This window comes from Atopobium sp. oral taxon 416 (assembly GCF_018128285.1).
Classification (GTDB): domain Bacteria; phylum Actinomycetota; class Coriobacteriia; order Coriobacteriales; family Atopobiaceae; genus Olsenella_L.
On sequence record NZ_CP072380.1, the window covers coordinates 1542625 to 1560917 of the forward strand.

General features: G+C 55.9%; 15 protein-coding genes. 12 read left to right on the forward strand and 3 right to left on the reverse strand.

Features of this window, described 5'->3' with window-relative positions; genetic code table 11:
- Positions 1–90 precede the first annotated feature (90 nt).
- The 3 genes from argS to rho all read left to right on the forward strand — a co-directional run bounded on the left by argS (position 91) and on the right by rho (position 6059).
- A complete protein-coding gene (gene argS / locus J4859_RS08215; RefSeq protein ID WP_212328852.1) occupies positions 91–1935 on the forward strand; it encodes an arginine--tRNA ligase in 1845 nt (614 codons plus the stop codon).
- 1426 nt (positions 1936–3361) lie between these two features.
- Positions 3362–3499 (forward strand): hypothetical protein, encoded by a 138-nt coding sequence (locus J4859_RS08220; protein ID WP_212328854.1) that lies wholly within the window; start codon positions 3362–3364, stop codon positions 3497–3499.
- A 652-nt stretch (positions 3500–4151) separates the two neighbouring features.
- Complete coding sequence (gene rho / locus J4859_RS08225) at positions 4152–6059, forward strand: transcription termination factor Rho (protein WP_249113565.1); 1908 nt, start codon at positions 4152–4154, stop codon at positions 6057–6059.
- A gap of 65 nt (positions 6060–6124) precedes the next feature.
- Here the strand turns inward: rho and J4859_RS08230 are convergent, their stop codons facing one another.
- Positions 6125–6409 (reverse strand): IS3 family transposase, encoded by a 285-nt coding sequence (locus J4859_RS08230; RefSeq protein ID WP_371812239.1) that lies wholly within the window; start codon positions 6407–6409, stop codon positions 6125–6127.
- 328 nt (positions 6410–6737) lie between these two features.
- On the opposite strand from J4859_RS08230, the gene J4859_RS08235 reads away from it, so the two are divergent.
- The 6 genes from J4859_RS08235 (at position 6738) to J4859_RS08260 (ending at position 12277) form a co-directional block, all read left to right on the forward strand.
- Positions 6738–7055 carry a hypothetical protein gene (locus J4859_RS08235; protein ID WP_212328858.1) on the forward strand — a complete coding sequence of 106 codons (318 nt, stop codon included), beginning with the start codon at positions 6738–6740 and terminating at the stop codon, positions 7053–7055.
- 31 nt (positions 7056–7086) lie between these two features.
- On the forward strand, positions 7087–7677 hold the full coding sequence (locus J4859_RS08240) for a tyrosine-type recombinase/integrase (protein ID WP_212328860.1): 591 nt from the start codon (positions 7087–7089) through the stop codon (positions 7675–7677).
- On the forward strand, positions 7674–8354 hold the full coding sequence (locus tag J4859_RS08245; protein ID WP_212328862.1) for a hypothetical protein: 681 nt from the start codon (positions 7674–7676) through the stop codon (positions 8352–8354). The genes J4859_RS08240 and J4859_RS08245 overlap by 4 nt, the downstream gene beginning before the upstream one ends.
- A 236-nt stretch (positions 8355–8590) precedes the next feature.
- Positions 8591–8872, forward strand: coding sequence for a site-specific integrase (locus tag J4859_RS08250; RefSeq protein WP_212328865.1), 282 nt, complete (start codon positions 8591–8593; stop codon positions 8870–8872).
- Positions 8873–9706: 834 nt separating this feature from the next.
- Entirely contained in the window at positions 9707–11797 is a 2091-nt protein-coding gene (locus J4859_RS08255; RefSeq protein ID WP_212328867.1) for a hypothetical protein, read from the forward strand.
- Between the two features lie 9 nt (positions 11798–11806).
- Entirely contained in the window at positions 11807–12277 is a 471-nt protein-coding gene (locus J4859_RS08260) for a VanZ family protein (RefSeq protein ID WP_212328874.1), read from the forward strand.
- A gap of 7 nt (positions 12278–12284) precedes the next feature.
- Here J4859_RS08260 and thrB read toward each other — a convergent pair whose 3' ends face one another.
- On the reverse strand, positions 12285–13169 hold the full coding sequence (gene thrB / locus J4859_RS08265) for a homoserine kinase (protein WP_249113566.1): 885 nt from the start codon (positions 13167–13169) through the stop codon (positions 12285–12287).
- 11 nt (positions 13170–13180) lie between these two features.
- Positions 13181–14665 (reverse strand): threonine synthase, encoded by a 1485-nt coding sequence (gene thrC, locus J4859_RS08270; protein ID WP_212328878.1) that lies wholly within the window; start codon positions 14663–14665, stop codon positions 13181–13183.
- Between the two features lie 44 nt (positions 14666–14709).
- Here thrC and J4859_RS08275 point away from each other — a divergent pair, with 44 nt between their 5' ends.
- Genes J4859_RS08275 through J4859_RS08285 form a run of 3 tightly spaced genes read left to right on the forward strand, consistent with a single transcriptional unit; the run spans position 14710 to position 18260 of the window.
- Complete coding sequence (locus J4859_RS08275) at positions 14710–15921, forward strand: homoserine dehydrogenase (protein ID WP_249113567.1); 1212 nt, start codon at positions 14710–14712, stop codon at positions 15919–15921.
- Complete coding sequence (locus J4859_RS08280; RefSeq protein ID WP_212328881.1) at positions 15914–17257, forward strand: aspartate kinase; 1344 nt, start codon at positions 15914–15916, stop codon at positions 17255–17257. The genes J4859_RS08275 and J4859_RS08280 overlap by 8 nt, the downstream gene beginning before the upstream one ends.
- Positions 17247–18260: an aspartate-semialdehyde dehydrogenase gene (locus tag J4859_RS08285; RefSeq protein WP_212328896.1), complete on the forward strand. Its 1014-nt coding sequence runs from the start codon at positions 17247–17249 to the stop codon at positions 18258–18260. Before J4859_RS08280 ends, J4859_RS08285 begins: the two co-directional genes overlap by 11 nt.
- Positions 18261–18293 lie beyond the last annotated feature (33 nt).

An 18293-nucleotide genomic window follows, 5' to 3' on the forward strand; every position in this document is an offset into this window, starting at 1 on the left:
CCCATGTGCATATGGGGTGATATTTTTGTAGAGCTGCTACAGTAGTACAGATATGAAATATGAGACAGGAGCTTTAAAGGAGCTACGTGTATGAGTGAGTCTCTATCGGAAATCGTATTGAATGCCCTGAAAGCGGCACAGACAGTGGGGGAGCTTCCGGCGTTTGAAGCGTCTGACGCCTGCTTAGAGCGTCCGAATGAGACTGCTCACGGCGATTGGACCTCCACGATTGCGCTGAAGTCCGCCCGCTCAGCGCATATGAACCCCCGCGCGATCGCCCAAGCGATCGTAAATCACCTCGAGAACGATACCTCAGTTAAGAAAGTCGAAATTGCGGGCCCGGGCTTCATCAACTTCTACCTATCCACCGGAGCCCAAAACGAGGTCTTCCGCCAGGTGCTTGAGCAGGGGAATGACTTCGGAAAGAGCGATGTGGGCCACGGTCAGAAAGTGCAGGTGGAGTTTGTATCCGCCAACCCGGTAGGACCTTTGCATGTGGGACACGGCCGCTGGGTCGCCCTGGGGGATTCCCTGTGCCGGGTGTTGGAACACGCCAACTACCAGGTGGAGCGTGAGTACTACATTAACGACCACGGTTCCCAGATGGACGTGTTCGGGCGCTCGCTTTCCAAGCGTTATCTGCAGCTCTTCCAGATTGAGAAAGATCACAACACTGATCTGGACGGGACTTACACAATCCTCTGTGCTGACCGCGACAAATTCGTTGAGGACGAAGAGGATGAGCACCCTGAGACCCATCCCTACATGGATGACTTCAATAAAACCTTAGGCGAGAACGCCTATGGCGGCACGTACATCATTGATATCGCTCGCGAATTCGCGCAGGAAGACGGCGATAAGTGGGTGAATGCCCCGAGCGACAAGCGTGTCGTGGAATTCCGTGAGCGCGGCTACAAGAAGATGCTCGCAATCATCAAGCACACCTGCGAGGAAGCCCACTGCACCTTCGATGTGTGGTTCTCTGAGCGTAGCCTCTACAAAAAGGATGCAAACGGTACCAATGCGGTTGAGCGTGCTTTTGCCGCGCTCGATAAGATGGGCTGCCTCTATAGGACCGACGACGGGGCACTGTGGTTCCGTTCCACCAAGTATGGAGACGATAAGGACCGCGTCCTGATTAAGTCAAACGGAGACTATACCTACTTCGCTTCTGATATTGCCTACCACTACAACAAGTTCCAGCGTGTGGACCATGTGATCGATGTCTGGGGCGCTGATCACCACGGCTATATCGCACGTGTCAACGCTGTCTGTGAGGCCCTGGGATATTCTGGTGAGTTCGAGGTGCTCCTGGGCCAGCTCGTAAACCTGCTGCGTGATGGAATACCGGTCAGGATGTCAAAGCGCAAAGGCGTGATGATCACCCTGCAGGAGCTCTTGGACGAGGTAGGCCCGGATGCAGTGCGCTACACTTTGATCTCAAAGAGCTCAAATCAGACCATCGACTTTGATATTGAAGCCGTCAAACGGCACAGCAATGACAATCCAGTGTACTACGTACAGTATGCGCATGCCCGCATCTGCTCCATCCTGCGCCGTGCGTGCAACCTCTCACTTGAAGAGGCACAGAAGCCGGGCATGGATGAAGTGGGAAAGCGTGCTATCGGCAGCGATTACGACCTGTCGCTTCTGACTGACCCCGCTGAACTGGCCTTGTCGCGTAAGGTCTCCGAGTTTCCCGGCCTTGTGGCTTCCTGTGCACGTGAGCGTGCCCCATTCAAGCTCACACACTACGCTGAAGAGCTAGCTGCTGCCTTCCACGCCTTCTACAACGTGTGCCAGGTGCTGCCGAGCCCGGGACGCCCGGTAGATTCGGAGCTCTCCCGTGCACGTCTCGCAGCCTGCGATGCGGTGCGTCATGTCTTGGCACTGACCCTGCATCTGATCGGCGTTTCAGCCCCTGAGCATATGTAATTGCAAAATGATTTTTACAGATGAGGGTGGTGACGGAAATCCGTACCATTTCCATCGATAATCCTAAGCTGCCAGGGCCAAGCCCAAAGCCTTCCTGAACTCCATTGGGCTCACGCCTTTAAGCGAGCACTTGTGCCTTGGCGTGTTGTGCCTGACGATACAGCGATCGATGTACTCCTTCAAACCTGTCTAAGTGGTGCCGTTCCACTTGCGCTTGCAAAACATCTTTGTCCTTGTCGGCTGGCGTGGCGCCAATCTGACAAAAAGTAGCTGAACTTCTTCAGGCAGGCAGCGCGCAGCAGGCTGGCGGAAAAGCGCCCTTCTTCTTCTCCGAGCACGCCTTGCCGTCACCCAGCTTCAAGAAAGGGTCTTATCAGGCGGTGAACAACCTTAGAGCGTAAACAGGACGTCGTGGGGAGCCGCAAAAAGGTACAGCGCATCATGCACAAGTTCGGCATCGTGTGGGGCAAGAAGTGCAAGAGGTCCTGCAAGCCGCATGTCACAGACGGCAAGCCCAAGGTGGCGAAGAACGTGGTGGAGTGCAGCTTCAGGTGCAGCGCACCCTTGAAGGTAATCTCCACGGTCAAACACCTACCTGCCCTGCAAAGACGAAGGTTTCGTTTATCTCTCGGGCATTATTGACTGCAAGACCAACGTCATGCTCGCTCACTGAAGCTCAACCTCGATGGAGGAGATGTTCGTGCTCGACACTTGAGACCAGTTCAAGGGGCTCGATCTACCGGATGACATATGAGTCTGCTCAGATTAAGGCACCCCCTACACAGCACGCGCCTATCGGGACAACCTCAAGGAAGTATAAGATCAACTGATCCATGTCAAGAAGGGCACGGCGTTGGGACAACACCTGCATCGAGAGCTTCTGGAGACACATAAAGAACAGATGGGACCGACATCGAGCCTCACTACAGATGGGCTCATAGCAAGAGTTGATGACAACATCTACTGCTACAACAATCTCATGGGCCAGCAGCACCTAGACAGGAACGGATAGAACCCCAAGGCGTGAGGCAACAGGAGAGCTTCCGGAAGGCCTCTTTAAGCAGCTCTCCTGCAAGCTATCCGGTGTGAGCAGGGTAAGTGCCTAGCGCGACATAGCAGGGAAAGAAGGCAGCGGCGCAAATGCCTGGTCTGCAAAGGACGAACAGCTCGCGGCCGAGATAGACCGTATCCATATCGTGAGCCCCACATTCGGCACGAGGATGCTAAAGAGGCAGGGTGAGGCATGTGCCACCTGCTTACAGGCTGAGAAAGCTCATAGGTATCTGCCCCTGCTGCCCGCTCTCGGCACCCAGCAGGGAGTCGAGGTGGGTCTCGTACCTGCTGAAGAGCAAGAAGGTCCTCCTCTCCAACCAGGTCTGTTCCACAGACATCACCTATATCCAGACAGGGGAAAGGCACACCTACCTTGGCGACCGTCATCGATCGGTTCAGCCGCTACATCGTCTGCTGGAAGCCCTTTGACACCATGTGTGACAAGGAGGTCGCCACCTGCGCCGGGCAGGCTTTCGCAAAACACGGGTTGCTCTTCCATCATGAACTTTGAGCAGAGAGGTGTGTTTGGCTTCTATAAGTACGTAGTCGCTGCTCGCCTCCATGCATGTGGAGCAGAGCCTGAACAGGAAGGGTAAGATGAAGGGACGACGCCCTCATGAAAAGATGGCTCAAGACGCTCAAGAGCAAATGTCTGCGGCAGGAGGAGTACAGTACACCCGCCAGAGCTTAAGGGTGACCGCCGAGAAGTTCGTCGCGTGGTACAGCGAGGAGCAGACCCCCGGTCGCTTAGCTGCGGCACGCCGGTACAATGGTACAGGAGTATCGTCTGCGAGGCTGCATGCCCTACAATGGTACTGTCTGTATGGGAAGGGGTTCAGAAAGGATCAGGCTTTCCCTATCTTACAGGTTCGGACACTTCAATCAGATGCTCCGATCTGTATGCCTGATGTACAGATATTTTTCGGCAGCCCCTTTTTTCGCCGTTTAATGCATAAGAAGGAAATAGTGTGTTATAGTCCTTTGTAAGGAAATACATTGGATCCTGAAGAAAACCCATTGATGAAATAGGTACATCTTGTGAAAGAAACAGACGTCCTTTCACAATGTTATATTTCTACAGTCAGATATGCTGCTTAAATACACTTGTGTTCTGCCTGTAGAAAGTGTTTGTTTGATACAAAGTATAAGAAAGTAGGATTACTTTGTCGGAAAATCCAACGACAAGTGACACAACGCTGTCACTGATTTCTTCGCCAACTGCACAAACGCCGGAAACTGCTGAGACTAAAAAGCCACGGCGCAGACGGGTATCACGCAAGAAGGCTGAAGCTAGCAGTGATGAAGCTACCGTCGAAACAGGTGTCGAGGCTAAAAAGCCCGCACGGCGTGGACGTCCCCGTAAGGTAAAAGCGCAGGCCGAAGAGGCTGAGGGCACGTCTCAAAGTGAAGACACGCCTACAGAGGGAAAAGCCCCGGTCCGTCGCCGCCGTGCCCGTAAAGCTACTGCTGAGAAAGAGCCCCAGGGGCAGGAAAACGGTGAGAATACCGAGGGAAAAGGCGCTCCAGCTGCCCATAAGGGCGAAAAAGAGCCACAGGAGTCTGTGCAGGATACAAAAGCAGCCCACGAAAAGGAATCAGGCTCAAAGGCTAAGGAACCTGCTCATAATGCTCCGGAGCGTGCGCATCGCACCCACAATCAGAGCAGGCGTTTTGAACACAACGAACGGAATAACCGTTTCAATAACCAACACAATCAGAACAATAATCACAACAGAAGCAATCGCCGGCGCAATAGCCGCCATAATCAGCCGGACACGAACACTGAGCCTTCGCTCACGCGTGACATGTTGAAATCGATGAAAGTAGCAGAACTCAGAAGCAGGGCGGCTGAGCTGGGCGTCAACTATGTAGGTGTCCGTAAAGCAGAACTGATCGAGCCAATTTACCAGGCTGCCGCAAAAGCGGAAGGGTTCCATCCCATTTCCGGTATTTTGGACGTCCAACCTGAAGGGTACGGGTTTATCCGTACCGGCAATTACATGCAGGGGGACAACGACGGGTTTGTTTACCAGCAGGTCATCAGACAAAATGGCCTGCGCTCCGGCGATAAGATCGAAGGGGTCGTCGGCCCCAACCACAGCAATTCTAAATTCCCGCCTTTAATCTCAATCAAGAGCGTGAACGGCAAGAGCCTCGAAGAGACAAAACACCGTCCACGGTTCCGCGATCTGACCCCGATCTATCCTAATGAACGCCTGAAGATGGAGCACGGTAAGGACTCAATCACTGGCCGCGCCATTGATATAGTTGCTCCGATCGGCAAAGGCCAGCGTGGTCTGATTGTTTCGCCTCCTAAGGCCGGCAAAACGACTGTACTTAAAAAGGTCTGTGAATCGATCGCCGCAAATAACCCCGAAGTCCATCTGATCTGCTTGCTTGTGGATGAGCGCCCTGAGGAAGTTACCGATATGCAGCGCTCCATCAAGGGCGAAGTTGTGGCTTCCACCTTTGATATGCCTGCCTCCAACCACACCGAGGTCTCTGAACTCGTAATCGAGCACGCCAAACGCCTGGTTGAGATGGGGGAGGACGTTGTCGTAGTCCTGGATTCAATCACCCGTCTGGCGCGTGCCTACAACCTGGCTATGCCGGCCTCGGGCCGTATCCTTTCCGGCGGCGTTGACTCCGCGGCATTGTATCCGCCCAAGAAGTTCTTAGGTGCTGCCCGTAACATCGAGAACGGTGGGTCGCTCACCATCCTGGCATCGGCCCTCGTTGATACAGGCTCTAAAATGGATGAAGTGATCTTTGAGGAGTTCAAAGGTACCGGTAATATGGAGCTCAAGCTCGACCGTGACCTGGCGGATAAGCGTATCTTCCCGGCAATCGACCCGGTTGCTTCCGGTACCCGTAACGAAGAACTGCTGCTTGATCCGGAGGAGCGGCCCTTTATCTGGGGCATCCGCCGCGTGCTCGCAAACATGAATAACACTGAGCGCGCCGAAACTGCCTTGGTGAAGAGCCTTAAAGCGACCGATTCCAATGAAGAGTTCCTGATCCGCTCAGCTAAAAAAGCGGCGCAGCAATCAAACTACATTGAAGCGCTCTGATAAATTAGTTAGAAGACTAATATATTCACAATGGTCCCCTCCGGGGCCATTGTGCGTTTACACTTTCAGGTATGTAGAAAGGGCTCGCTGCTGCGTTGTATAGAGATCAGTGGTGGTAACGGGAATCCATACCTGTCTCCCCTAAGCCACAAGCCCCAGGCTGCACCTGTATTGTGGAGCGAGCTCATGCTCCCGAGTGACCTCTTCTGGCGCTTCTCGTTGTGCCAGACGATATATTCGTCCATCTTTGCCTCCAGCTCATCCAGCGTGGCGTTCGTATAGTCCCTTCCATAGAACATCTCGTTTTTCATCGTCCCGAAGATATCCTCTAATGCGCCGGATGCGGTTATGTGCCGAGCGGGCGCCGCACAGCAGGCAGAGGAACACGTTCATGCTCCGATGAGCGTATAACGCTGTAGTGTCTTCCCTGTCGGGACTGCATCCTGCAGAGAGGAGACAAAATGGACAGGATACAGCAGCTTGAAGGCTTCCACAGGCATCTGCTTGACAGCGGCTACTCAAAGACCGCATCGCAGAACTACCTCTTTTGGGTCAACACGTTCCTGAAGAGCAGGCCGGAAGCGCTCGGAGCTGACCGAGGGCGAGGCAAAGGAGATCGTCGAGGACTACATCTCGCAGCTGCCGTGCAACACGGCGCCGACCATCCCTGCAGCAGCCGTGAGCAGATGGTGGACCTACAGGTTCGAAAAGCCCTACCGCGAGTACATCGTCCCTTCAAAGCTCCAGCCGGATGCGACGATCGATGCAAAGCTTGCGGAATTCAGGGAGTATCTCTCCGTCCACGGCAACATAAAGCCCGTGACCATCCGCAGCAGGATCGCCTCGGTAAAGCTGTTCCTGCACGCCGTCTTCCCCGGTGGCACCTTCGCGCGCAGGACAATCACCCTGCATGACTTCGTCGACTACCATACGGCTGCAGCCACGGACGAAGGCGCGTGCGTGCGTGCCCTTAAGGGATACGACCTGAGATCCTAACATCCGCTCCCTGAGATGGAAGGGCACAAGAGTGCGTGCCGCTCGATGCGGTGTCCCCGTACGGCTGTCCGAAGGGGAACGGGAGGCGCTGCTAGCATCCTGCGATTCCAACACGCTGCGCGGGGCAAGGGACGCAGCGATGGCCCTGTGCATGGGTGTCTTCAGGCTCAGGGCGGCGTGCGATGTCGCGAACCTTTCGCTGGATGACATCTCGTGGGCGCACGGCACACTTGCCGTGCACGGATCGAAGAGCCGGACAGGGAGGGTGCTGCCCCTGGACGGCCGCACGAAAGCGGCGCTGAAGCGCTATACCACGATGCACAGGAAGGCCGAAGGCACCTGCTCCCTCTTCCTGAGCACAGCCGGAACACCCATGCGGCCACACCAGGTCCACACGGCGATGTCGCTGGCTGGTGGCCGTGCAAGGATCGAGGCATACCACAAGACGCATGGGCTGCGCAGGATGGTGGCCACGAACATGGCCAATGCGGGGATCGACGCGAAGACCATCGCGGACGTGCTGGGGCACGAGCGCGTGGATACGACGATGGGATACGTGAAGGTCAGCATGGAGAACCTGTGCAGGGTCGCGTCGCCGTGGCCCAAAGAGGGGCTGCTGTGAGCGGGAGTGAGGAGATGGCCGACAGATGCATAGCATACAAGCGAGCGCTCGGGTTCGACTTTGCCGGCGAGGCCCGAGGGCTGTGCTCCTTTGCAGCCTTCCTGCGTAGCTGCGACACCACGAAGGAGGCGGCACTTGCCTGGGCATGCAGCAGAGCGGGCCACCCAAGAGCGTATCAGGCACAAAGATACGAGACGGTCAGGCGCTTCTCAAGATTCGCCCATGCGCTCGACCCTGCCTTCCCCACGATGCACCCTGGGCTCCTCAAAAGCACGTCCGAGCGGATCGTCCCATACATCTACAGCGAGGAGGATACCTGCCTGCTCATGCGTAAAGCGCTCTCGGCAGGCTCGTCTGACAGCCTTAAGGGCGAGGGCCTCGCGTTTCTGATAGGGCTCATGGGATCATGCGGGCTGCGCGCAGGCGGTCGCTCGGCCTTAAGGATGCCGACTTCGATGCGCATGCTAAGACCCTTGGCGACAAGGGATTCGAAGTTCGACGCACCCAGGACGATTCCGGTCTCGCCGATCACCGCAGAGCGCATCGCAGGGCGGAGCAGGAAGAAAGGCAGCGGGGCGCCGGATAGCATGATCGTGTCGGGCGGTGAGGCCCCTCAGCAGGGACTCTGCGGAAGGCATGTTCTCAAAGAGACGCTGGACGCTTCTGGGCAGAGGTGAGGCCTTCGCAGGAAGCAGGCCGCACCCGTACGACCTGCGCCACTCGTTCTGCGTGGTGGCGCTGCTGCACTGGCATGCGAAAGGCGAGGACGTGAGTGCGATGATGCCCTACCTTTCGGCCTATATCGGCACAGGAAGCTCTTCGATACCTACTGGTAGCTGACAGGCATCCCGAATCTTATGGCAGTGGCGGCGGACTCGTTTTGCCGCGCGATGCGGATGGAGACACAGCAGCCATGATAGACAGCTTCTTCCAACTCCTGAAAGGATTCTTCCTCCAGCGGATGGCTGCCGGAAGGAAGCTGTCACCGCAGAGCGTCTCTTCGTATCGCGATGTGTTCTCGCTTATGCTCAGATGGTTGTGCGACGAGAGGGGCACCGATGCATCGGAGGTGGGCATGGGCGAGCTCACGGCAGAGAACATCGAGGAATTCCTGCTGTTCCTGGCCGAGAGGCGCAACAATTCGGCGCAGACCGTAGACTGCAGGCTCGCGGCCATAAAGGCATTCTGCTCCTAGGCGGCATACAGGGTCCCGAAGCGGCTTAGCGAGATGAAGCGAACATCGGACATTCCCTAGTGCATAGAGAAGAGATGCGAGGTTAACTATCTGACACGCGAAGAGATCGGCTGGCTCCTGTATGCATGGCGACGCTTCTTCCGCATGCCAGCTCCCGCCTCCACCTGTACAGTAAGGCACGGGCCCGATCCGGCCGCTTCGGCTGCCTCTTCCCGACGCTGAACGATCTTGCCGCTGTCGTCTTGCGCTCCACAGGCGCGAGCTCGTCAATCCAGCCGACAAGGACCTGCGAACATCCTGGGTAGCCAAGCTCACGGTGGGTGAAGGATTGTATCTGCCATGGGAGAGATAGTGCTTTACAGCGGAGCGCTTCTGCCAAGCTGCCTTTGCCTGCCTCCCATTCCTTATACCATGCCACAAGTTGGACGCGACTCGGATATCCCAGCTCGCGTGGTGCGGCACCCACCTTCTCGCGTACCTGACATAGAACTCTTTAGCTCTCGTCCTCTCCTGGAGGTGTATATCTGTCCTCCAGACCAGCTGCTCGGTACGGATTTCCGCTACCACCCCCGATCCGTCCGAAGTGTTTGAGATTATGCAGGTTAATGAATTTGAATGGCATTTGCTTGCAATGCTTCGCTATATCAGTAAAGTAAGAAAGTAGTTTCTGTGAGCGTGGTTCCAGATTCCATAAATGCAGTATTAAAACGAAGTATTCATTGCAACGAACGGGCTTCAGACGCAGGACACCGCTGCTGAGACAGAACGGTATCCGAGGGGCACGTTCGCTGTTTGCTTATATTTCATATTCTTAAAGGCCATGGAGGTCGATACATGAAGGCAAAGAGAGTCAATCCAGCAGTGTATGCAGGCTTATTGACTACCGCGATGGGCGTACTTCCTTTGCCTGCACAGGCGCTCACTGAGTCTGATGGCTCGATCAATTGGGGACCGTTTGCCATGGGTGTGGGCACCGGTGTCGCAATCACCGGCATCGTCAGCGCGATCGCCTGGCACAACGCCAAACGTAACCTGGTCAATGAGCTGAAGGCCTCTGAAGAAAATGAAGAGCTCAATCAGACCGACGCCTATATGCCGCAGCACCTTTGTGAACCCGGAGATAGGCCGAAGACCTATGTCTACGACGCGGATGATCCGGAGCTTGAGGTGGACGACGGGCCCCAAAGCGAGAGCGTGCATGGTGCACATCATAAGACGCCTGAAAGCGATCCGGACGGCCAGGATGCGACTGTCCTGGAGACGACTCCAGAGCAGAAGAGCGTTTCCGCTGACTATCACGGCGCCCACTTCAATGCCGAGGCTGTCGCTAGCTCTGAGGCCGAGTCTTCTAGGGAAGAAGAACCTCAGAGCCAGCAGGACAGCACTGGAAACAAATCACAGGTGGATGTGCTCAATGACAGGATCCCGCAAATGGAGCAGGTGGATGACTGGGTGAAAAGCGCCAGCACGGATGAAACCACCGATTTCCTGCGTGCCGCACAGATGCGTTCTTCCTATGTAAAGCAGCATCCAAAACCGAAATCGGCTGGTCATGGTGCTCACTCCTCCGATGACTACGGCGATATCGCCACGAACTATGTCAAACGGCGTACCTGGTCACAGCGTATGCAGGAGCGCGCCCACGGCGTCGCGGAAGTTCTAGCGGATCGATTAGGCCATGACCCGATGGAGGATGTGCCGGTTATCACCCGTGCAGATGGCACGGTCGGCGATATCGGAACTGGATGGTGGCATAAGGCCATGGGCAACGATATTTCAGGCCCCATGGACATAGATATCGACGACAACTATTCCGTGATCCAGCAGAAAGTCGACGATATCCCATTCCAGGATTCTGTAGCTTCTGCCCAACAGACATTTGCGCAGGCAGATACAGAAGCGGCAGAGCCTTCACCACAGCACTTCCAGCATCAGGAGCCTGAGGAAGGGGTTCCCAACGAAGAGACCGTTGTGGAGCCAGGAGGCGCCCATACTGTCGCTACGCCTGAGGTGACTCCAATTAAAACTGAGAAGGTTGAGACGACAGAAACAGCTAGCGTTGAAACTTCTGAGCCTGAGTCGATAACGGAGATTGGAACCTCTGAGGTTGAAACAAAAACCGAAGCGGAGCCTGCTGAGGCTGGGGAGACCCTGGAGCAAACGCCGGAGGTAGCCGCTGAGGCAAATGTCGAGGAAGAGGAGCCAAGCGGAGTAACGCCGGAGCAAGAGGCAGGACCCACTGCTGAAGAGCACGTCAAAGAAGAAACTGAAGAGACTTCTGAGCCGGTTGCCGAAGCAGAGGTAGAACCTGCTGGAGAAGAGGTTCAGAGCGAGGTGGAAGCCGCTGAAGAGATGCCTGAGGTAGCTGCTGAAGAACAAGCGGAGCCTATCGAAGAAGCGAGCAGCGGCGAGAAGCAGCCCAGAGACGAGCAGGAAGAGGACGAGAAAGAGTTCGACGAGGATATGTGGCAGTCTGCTCTGGATTCCATCGACAAGCGCGATCGCCAAGAGCAGCAGGATATCCTGGATAGCCAAATCTTCCCGTATGTTGTCACCTCATCCAACTCCCTGGATGACACCGAAGGTGATCTGTTCAACGCCGGAGCTTTATCGCCCGTAGGCAATAACCTCGATCAGGCCAAACCGATCGATACTGAGGAGCATGCAGCAAAACACTTCAAGCAGAGTGCCAAACATGCCCAGCATACGGATCAGAACGATGGAACCTCTGAAAGCGAAAAGCCTGAGAAGAAGGTCTCTCAGGATACCCGCGACCTCCTGACGGTGATTGATGGTGGAAGCCAGCGTATCCAACCGGTCGATACCCACCGTGTGCACAAGAAGACCCACCGCCCGACGCGCCTCAAGCATCTGACTTCACGCTATGAGCATGAACGCGAGCAGCATGAATCGCAGGAGGCTTAAGAGGCTTCGGTGACGGAACAGCATCGGCGATACATAGATTCCTTAATCTGGGTCATACTGTGGATCTGTATGATCTGGGGCCATTCCTTTATGAATGGTTTTGTCTCGGGCAATGAATCCGGCGCGATCGTCAGGCTTGTGACGCCACTGGCCCAGTCGTTGCAGGTCTACGACACCGACCTTGTGACCTTTATTGTGCGCAAGTGCGCCCACTTTACCGAGTATCTGATTTTAGGCTTGTTTGTCAGCCATGCTGCACGGCTTAGGTGGCACCAGGTGAAAGCAGCCGTGTTCAAGACGGCCCTCACGATCGTTGCGGTGTCGCTCGTGGATGAATTTGTGATACAGGCAAATACAGTCGGGAGATCCCCCTCGTTTCGCGATGTCCTGATTGACTGTGCAGGCGCCTGTGCCGGTCTGCTCATACTATATCTGCGTGCACGCCACCGTCGACGTACACGCAGCAAAGATACAGCGTAAAGATCATTTATTCCAAATAGTAGGCCCCAGTTGCAGAGGCAGCACAGATGCGCACCTGCAGCCCCTCAACCATGCCCTTTACGGCGCTCACCACATCCTGGGCGACATCCTCATTGCCGCAGATCGCAAGCATCGTGGATCCGGAGCCGGAGATAATGAAGGAACAGGCGCCGGCTTCCAGCGAGCGTTCCCGCAGTTGTTCATAGTCAGGAATCAGCTTCGAACGGTACGGCTCATGGAGGCGATCCTGGTTGACTTCTTCCAGAAGACCTTCGTCGCCGGTCTCCAACGCTCTAATCGTGGCGACGATGCGACCCATCTGCCAAACTGCAAGCTCCGTCGGAACCGACATGGGTACTACCTGTCGGGCATCAGCGGTCCTCACCTCATAGTGCGGCGATAAGGCCACAAAACGCCAGGAATCTGCGATATCGAAGCGCAGTGAGGTTGTCGTGGTGCCGTTTACAAAGCTGGAGACCAAACCGCCGAGGATTGCGGGGGCGACATTGTCCGGATGTCCCTCCATAGTGGTGGCGATATCCAGGCAGAGCTGTTTATTGTGAGGACGCCCTGCCAGGCGCTCTGCACCCATGATGCCCGCAACGACGCAGGCGGAGCTCGATCCCAATCCTCCGGAGAGGGGAATCGAGGAGTCGATATTGATGTGCACGGGTACCGGTTTAACGTCCATACGCCGACAGGCGCCCCTATAGCTGGTGAGGACTAAGTTATCCTCACCCCGAAAACGCTCTTCGCAGCCCGTGATCTCAGAGTGATCCGCGGGTGTGAACGAGAAAACTGCTTCCCAATTCAGCGCAATGCCCAACGTGTCGAAGCCGACACCCACATTGGCGCTCGTGGCTGGGACCGCTACTGTGACGGTTTTCTCCATGCTTCCCATTTCTATCTGAAGATACGCGTGCAGGAGTTCTCCACGAACGCTGGCATCTGGTCGAGATCTTCCACATCCTTGTGCAGTTGCGGAGCGCTTCTGAGCTCTGAGAGCTGCTTGGGTGCGGCAAGGCCGGCAAGCTTTGCCAGCTCATCCATGCATTCAAAGCCGTCTTTGCCTGCGGTGTCTTTGCCGAGCGCGGAGAGTACGTCGGCAGAGAACTTGAAGGGGCTCGCCGTTGAGAGACAGACGCGCTGCACGCCGTCGGACTCGATACTGTCAAGGACGGTCTTCGCGACAGCGGTATGCGGATCGACCAGGCGACCTTCATTTTCAAAGGTCTCTTTGATCGTTTTCTTGGTGACAGCATCGTCCGCATAGCCTGCCAGGAAGGTCTTCTGGATCCGCTCTTTGACAGATTTGGTGACCTCGTAGTAGCCCTCGTCGTTGAGCTGCTGCATGAGGGAAGCGACGTAGTCTGCATCCCCATCGGATTCGTAGTAGAGCAGGCGCTCCAGGTTGGAGGAGACCAGGATATCCATCGAGGGGGAGATCGTCTTGATAAACGGACGGCGGCGGTCATAGCGGCCGGTGGTGATAAAATTAGTCAGAACGTTGTTCGCATTGGAGGCGACGATCAAATGGCGGATGGGGAGGTCGAGCTTCTTAGCCAGATAGCCCGCCAACACATCGCCGAAATTGCCCGTCGGGACACAGAAGTCCACCTTGTCGCCTGCCTTGATCGCTTCACGCTCCACGAGCTTGGAGTAGACGAAGAAGTAGTAGGTGACCTGCGGGACCAGGCGGCCGATATTGATTGAGTTAGCGCTGGACAGTTTGATATGGCGTTGAGCCAACCGTGCGTTGAGCTCAGGGTCGGAGAAGATCTCCTTGACGCCGGTTTGGGTGTCATCGAAGGTACCACGCACACCGCAGACCGCGACGTTGCTGCCCTTCTGGCACACCATCTGTAGGTGCTGGATATCCGAGACCTTGCCAGCGGGGTAGAAGACCGTAACGCCGCAGCCTGGCACGTCCGCAAAGCCTTCCAACGCAGCCTTGCCGGTGTCGCCGGAAGTTGCGGTTACGATCATCACGGAGTCTTCGCTCTCACCGCGTGCCACACTCATCAGCTGCGGCAGCATCTGCAGCGCGATGTCTTTGAAGGCACAGGTGGGACCGTGGAAGAGCTCGAGCAGCCAGTCATCGCCGATTTTTGTGACCGGCGTGATGTCAGGATTGTCGAACTGGTTGGAGTAGGCTTTTTTGACGCAGCGGCCGATTTCCTCGTCGGTATAATCACCGAGGAGCGTCGAGAGCACGACGCATGCCTGATCCTGATAGTTTTTGGAGAGTAGAGATTTATAGTCAAGCTCCATCTGATCGACGGCATCGGTGACAAAAAGCCCTCCATCTGGAGCTAAACCTTGCAGTATAGCTTGCTTACTTGTTACAGTTGTCGCAGACGAACGCGTACTGTGGTAGAACGTTCTCATTATCGTGTTTCCTCACTTGGTAGGCATCAGTACCTGTGAGGTACATGATAGCGGGAATACACAAGAGCTGTGAGTCACGTCACACAAATGAAAAAGATTGGATGGACATGATGAACATCGCTTTGCTGGGACACGGCACCGTAGGCCGTGGCGTTGAAGAGATCATCGAAAAACATGTGCCGTCGTTGACGGTTAAGAGAATCCTCGAGCTACCGGGCCGTTTGACGGATGAGCGGATGACCTCCAACTTCGACGATATCGTAAGTGACAGCTCCATCGAGGTCGTCGTCGAGGCGATGGGTGGCCTCGAACCGGCGCACACCTATATTGAGGCGGCGCTTGATGCAGGCAAAGCTGTCGTCACGTCCAACAAGGCTGTGGTGGCCGCCTATTTTGCAGAATTTGTGGAGCACGCGAAGGCACACCAAGCACAGCTCTTTATTGAAGCGACCTCCGGTGGCGGCATGCCTTGGATCGCCGGGATCCAGAAGGCGAAGCGTATCGACACGATCGACTCCTTCTCCGGCATCCTGAACGGCACCACAAACTTTATTATTGACAACATGCGCAAAGATGCCGTTGATTTTGACGTGGCCCTCAAAGAGGCCCAGAAGCTGGGATACGCGGAGCGCGATCCCACTGCGGATATCGACGGCATCGACGTTAAGAACAAAGTCATCATCTCCGCCTCCGTGGCCTTCGATGTGGCCTGCACCAAGGATCTCCCGGTTATGGGCATCCGCAACGTTCACATCGCGGACCTTACCTTCCTGGAGAGCCGTGGTCTCGTCGTGAAGCTCTTGGGCCGCGGCGTGCAAAAAGACGGACGCTACGCGGTCTCCGTCGAGCCGACCGTCGTGCCACTGCACTCGCTTGAGGCGGATGTACCCTCCAACTTCAACTTGGCGACGTTGCACGGTGAGACGATCGACACCCTAAAGTTCTATGGCCAGGGCGCCGGCAGCCTGCCGACTGGCAATGCGATGGTGCAAGACCTGTTGGACTACCAGGCAGGCGTCAAGCCGGAGTACAAACTTTCAGATGATAAGACCTATGACTCGAGCCTGCTGACGCAGGACTATCTGGTCAGGACCACGAGCAAGCTCCCGAAAGAGGCCAAGCCCTACCTCGAGGGATACCACGTCCTTAAGAACCTGACGTCCGTCCAGGCGCGTGAGGTGCTCGACCAGCTGCTTGTCGGCGATCCCAAAGCGCTTATGGTGGCGGTATCCAAGGAGGTTTCGGTCAGTGATTAAAGTCGCTAAGTTCGGTGGCTCAAGCGTTGCAGATGCCGAGCAATTCAAGAAAGTCAAGCAGATCGTCCAGTCCGACCCGGCACGCAAGTTTATCGTGGTCTCTGCGGCCGGCAGGCGTAACCCTGCAGACAATAAGATCACAGACCTGCTCTATCTGGTCTGTGCACACCTGCAGTACCACGTGGACGAGATCCCGCTGCTCGAGGATGTGAAGCAGCGCTTCGTCTCGATCGCCCACGAGCTCAACCTTAAGTACCCCATCGAGGAGAAATTCAACGAGTTCGAGAACAATATCAAGAACTATTCCCCCGAATATATCGTCTCGCGTGGTGAGTACTTCACAGGACAGCTCCTCGCGGAGTATTTGGGCCTGTCCTTTGTCGATGCAGCGGAGGTCATCCGCTTTCACCGCTCCGGTACCGTGAGCAAGACTAAAACTTTGCACAATATTCACGAGCTAGCAAAGAAGACCGGCCCCTTCCTGCTTCCGGGCTTCTACGGTGCGACGCCGGACAAGGAGATCCGCCTCTTTGACCGCGGCGGCGGTGACATTACAGGATCCCTGGTGGCTCGTGCCATCGGCGTCGACCTCTATGAGAACTGGACCGACGTCTCCGGCTTCCTCTCTGCGGATCCGCGTATCGTGGACAATCCACGTCCGATCCTGCGCATCACCTTCGACGAGATGCGTGAGCTCTCCTATATGGGAGCCTCCGTGTTGCACGAAGAGTCGATCTTCCCGGTGCGTGAAGTGGGCATCCCGATCGTAATCAAGAATACAAACGATCCCTTTGCCCCGGGCACCATCATCTCCGACGATCCGATGAACGCCTCGATGGAGCACTTGATCACCGGCATTGCCGGCAAGAAGAACTTCCTTTCCGTCAACGTGAAGAAGAACCACATGTCCACCGCGGTGGGCACCGTGCGAAAAGTCCTCTCGATCTTTGAGCTCTACGGCGTCTCGGTCGAGCACATCCCGACCGGCATCGACTCCTTTGGCATCGTGGTCCATGCCTCTGACGTGCATGACTGCCTCTACGATATCGTGGGCGACATCCAGGATGAGGTACAGCCGGACGAGGTCAAAGTTGTCGACAAGTTCGCGCTTGTCTCGATTGTGGGCCGTAACATCTCCCGCCATGTCGGTACCTCAGGTAGAATCTTTACCGCCCTCGGCAGAGCGGGGATCAACATCCGTCTGATCATGCAGAACTCCGAGGAGATCTCCATTATCGTCGGTGTGGACGATAGCGACTTCGAGAATGCGATCCGCACGATCTACAACGCATTTGCAAACGAACTGGTGGAAGATGAGGCAAGCGATGAGCGATAAAAAAGTAGCGATTCTAGGGGCCACCGGCGTGGTCGGCACCCAGATGATACAGTGTCTAGAGGAGCGCAACTTCCCGATATCCGAGCTGATTCCGCTCGCCTCGGCGCGTTCAGCAGGCAAGAAACTGACATTCAAGGGTGAGACCGTGACGGTCCAGGAGGCCACCCCTGAGGCGTTCAAGGGCGTAGATATCGTCCTGGGCGCTGCCAGTGACGGTATCGCTAAGGAATTCCTTCCCAAAGCGGCTGAGCAAGGCGCGATCTGTGTCGACAACTCACATGCTTTTAGGCTTGATGAAGATGTCCCGCTTGTGATCCCTGAGATCAATCCGCAGGACATCCAAAATCACCCCCGTAATATTATCGCCAACCCTAACTGCGCTACGATCATCGGCCTGGTGCCGACCTATCCACTGCATCAGGTCGCAGGATTGACGCGCATGATCGTCTCCACCTATCAGTCCGCCTCCGGCGCCGGTATGCCCGGCTTGTGTGAGCTGGAGCGTGAGACGAAGGCGATCGCGAATAATCAGCCGGTCGGGGATACCGCTCCCTTCCAATATCAGCTGGCTGAGAACCTGATCCCACAGATTGGAAGCTTCAAAGAGGAGGACTACACCTCCGAGGAGTGGAAAATGCAGAATGAGGGCAGCAAGATCATGCATCTGCCGAAGGTCCGCATCAACTGCACCTGCGTACGTGTACCGGTGATGCGCTCCCACTCTGAGTCCATCACCTGTGAGTTTGAGCGTCCGATCACCCCGGAACACGCGCGTGAGGCACTGAGCCATGCTCCCGGTGTCAAGGTAGTGGACAGCCCTGCCAAGCTTGAGTACCCGATGCCGCTTGACACTTCCGATCAGGATCTCGTTTATGTGGGCCGTATCCGTAAGGATATCTCCGCCCCGGACGGGGTTAACGCGCTCACCTTCTTCTGCTGCGGCGATCAGATCCGCAAGGGTGCTGCAACCAACGCGGTACAGATCGCAGAGCAACTCGTGTAAGGCGAAAACTTTTCAAATTTATTTCATCAAAAC

What these genes read in the sequence shown, in the direction of transcription:
- argS (WP_212328852.1), top strand. Translation starts at nt 91, where the DNA reads ATGAGTGAGTCTCTATCGGAAATCGTATTGAATGCCCTGAAAGCGGCA.
- J4859_RS08250 (WP_212328865.1), top strand. Translation starts at nt 8,591, where the DNA reads ATGATAGACAGCTTCTTCCAACTCCTGAAAGGATTCTTCCTCCAGCGG.
- J4859_RS08255 (WP_212328867.1), top strand. Translation starts at nt 9,707, where the DNA reads ATGAAGGCAAAGAGAGTCAATCCAGCAGTGTATGCAGGCTTATTGACT.
- thrB (WP_249113566.1), bottom strand. Translation starts at nt 13,169, where the DNA reads ATGGAGAAAACCGTCACAGTAGCGGTCCCAGCCACGAGCGCCAATGTG.
- thrC (WP_212328878.1), bottom strand. Translation starts at nt 14,665, where the DNA reads ATGAGAACGTTCTACCACAGTACGCGTTCGTCTGCGACAACTGTAACA.
- J4859_RS08275 (WP_249113567.1), top strand. Translation starts at nt 14,710, where the DNA reads ATGATAGCGGGAATACACAAGAGCTGTGAGTCACGTCACACAAATGAA.
- J4859_RS08285 (WP_212328896.1), top strand. Translation starts at nt 17,247, where the DNA reads ATGAGCGATAAAAAAGTAGCGATTCTAGGGGCCACCGGCGTGGTCGGC.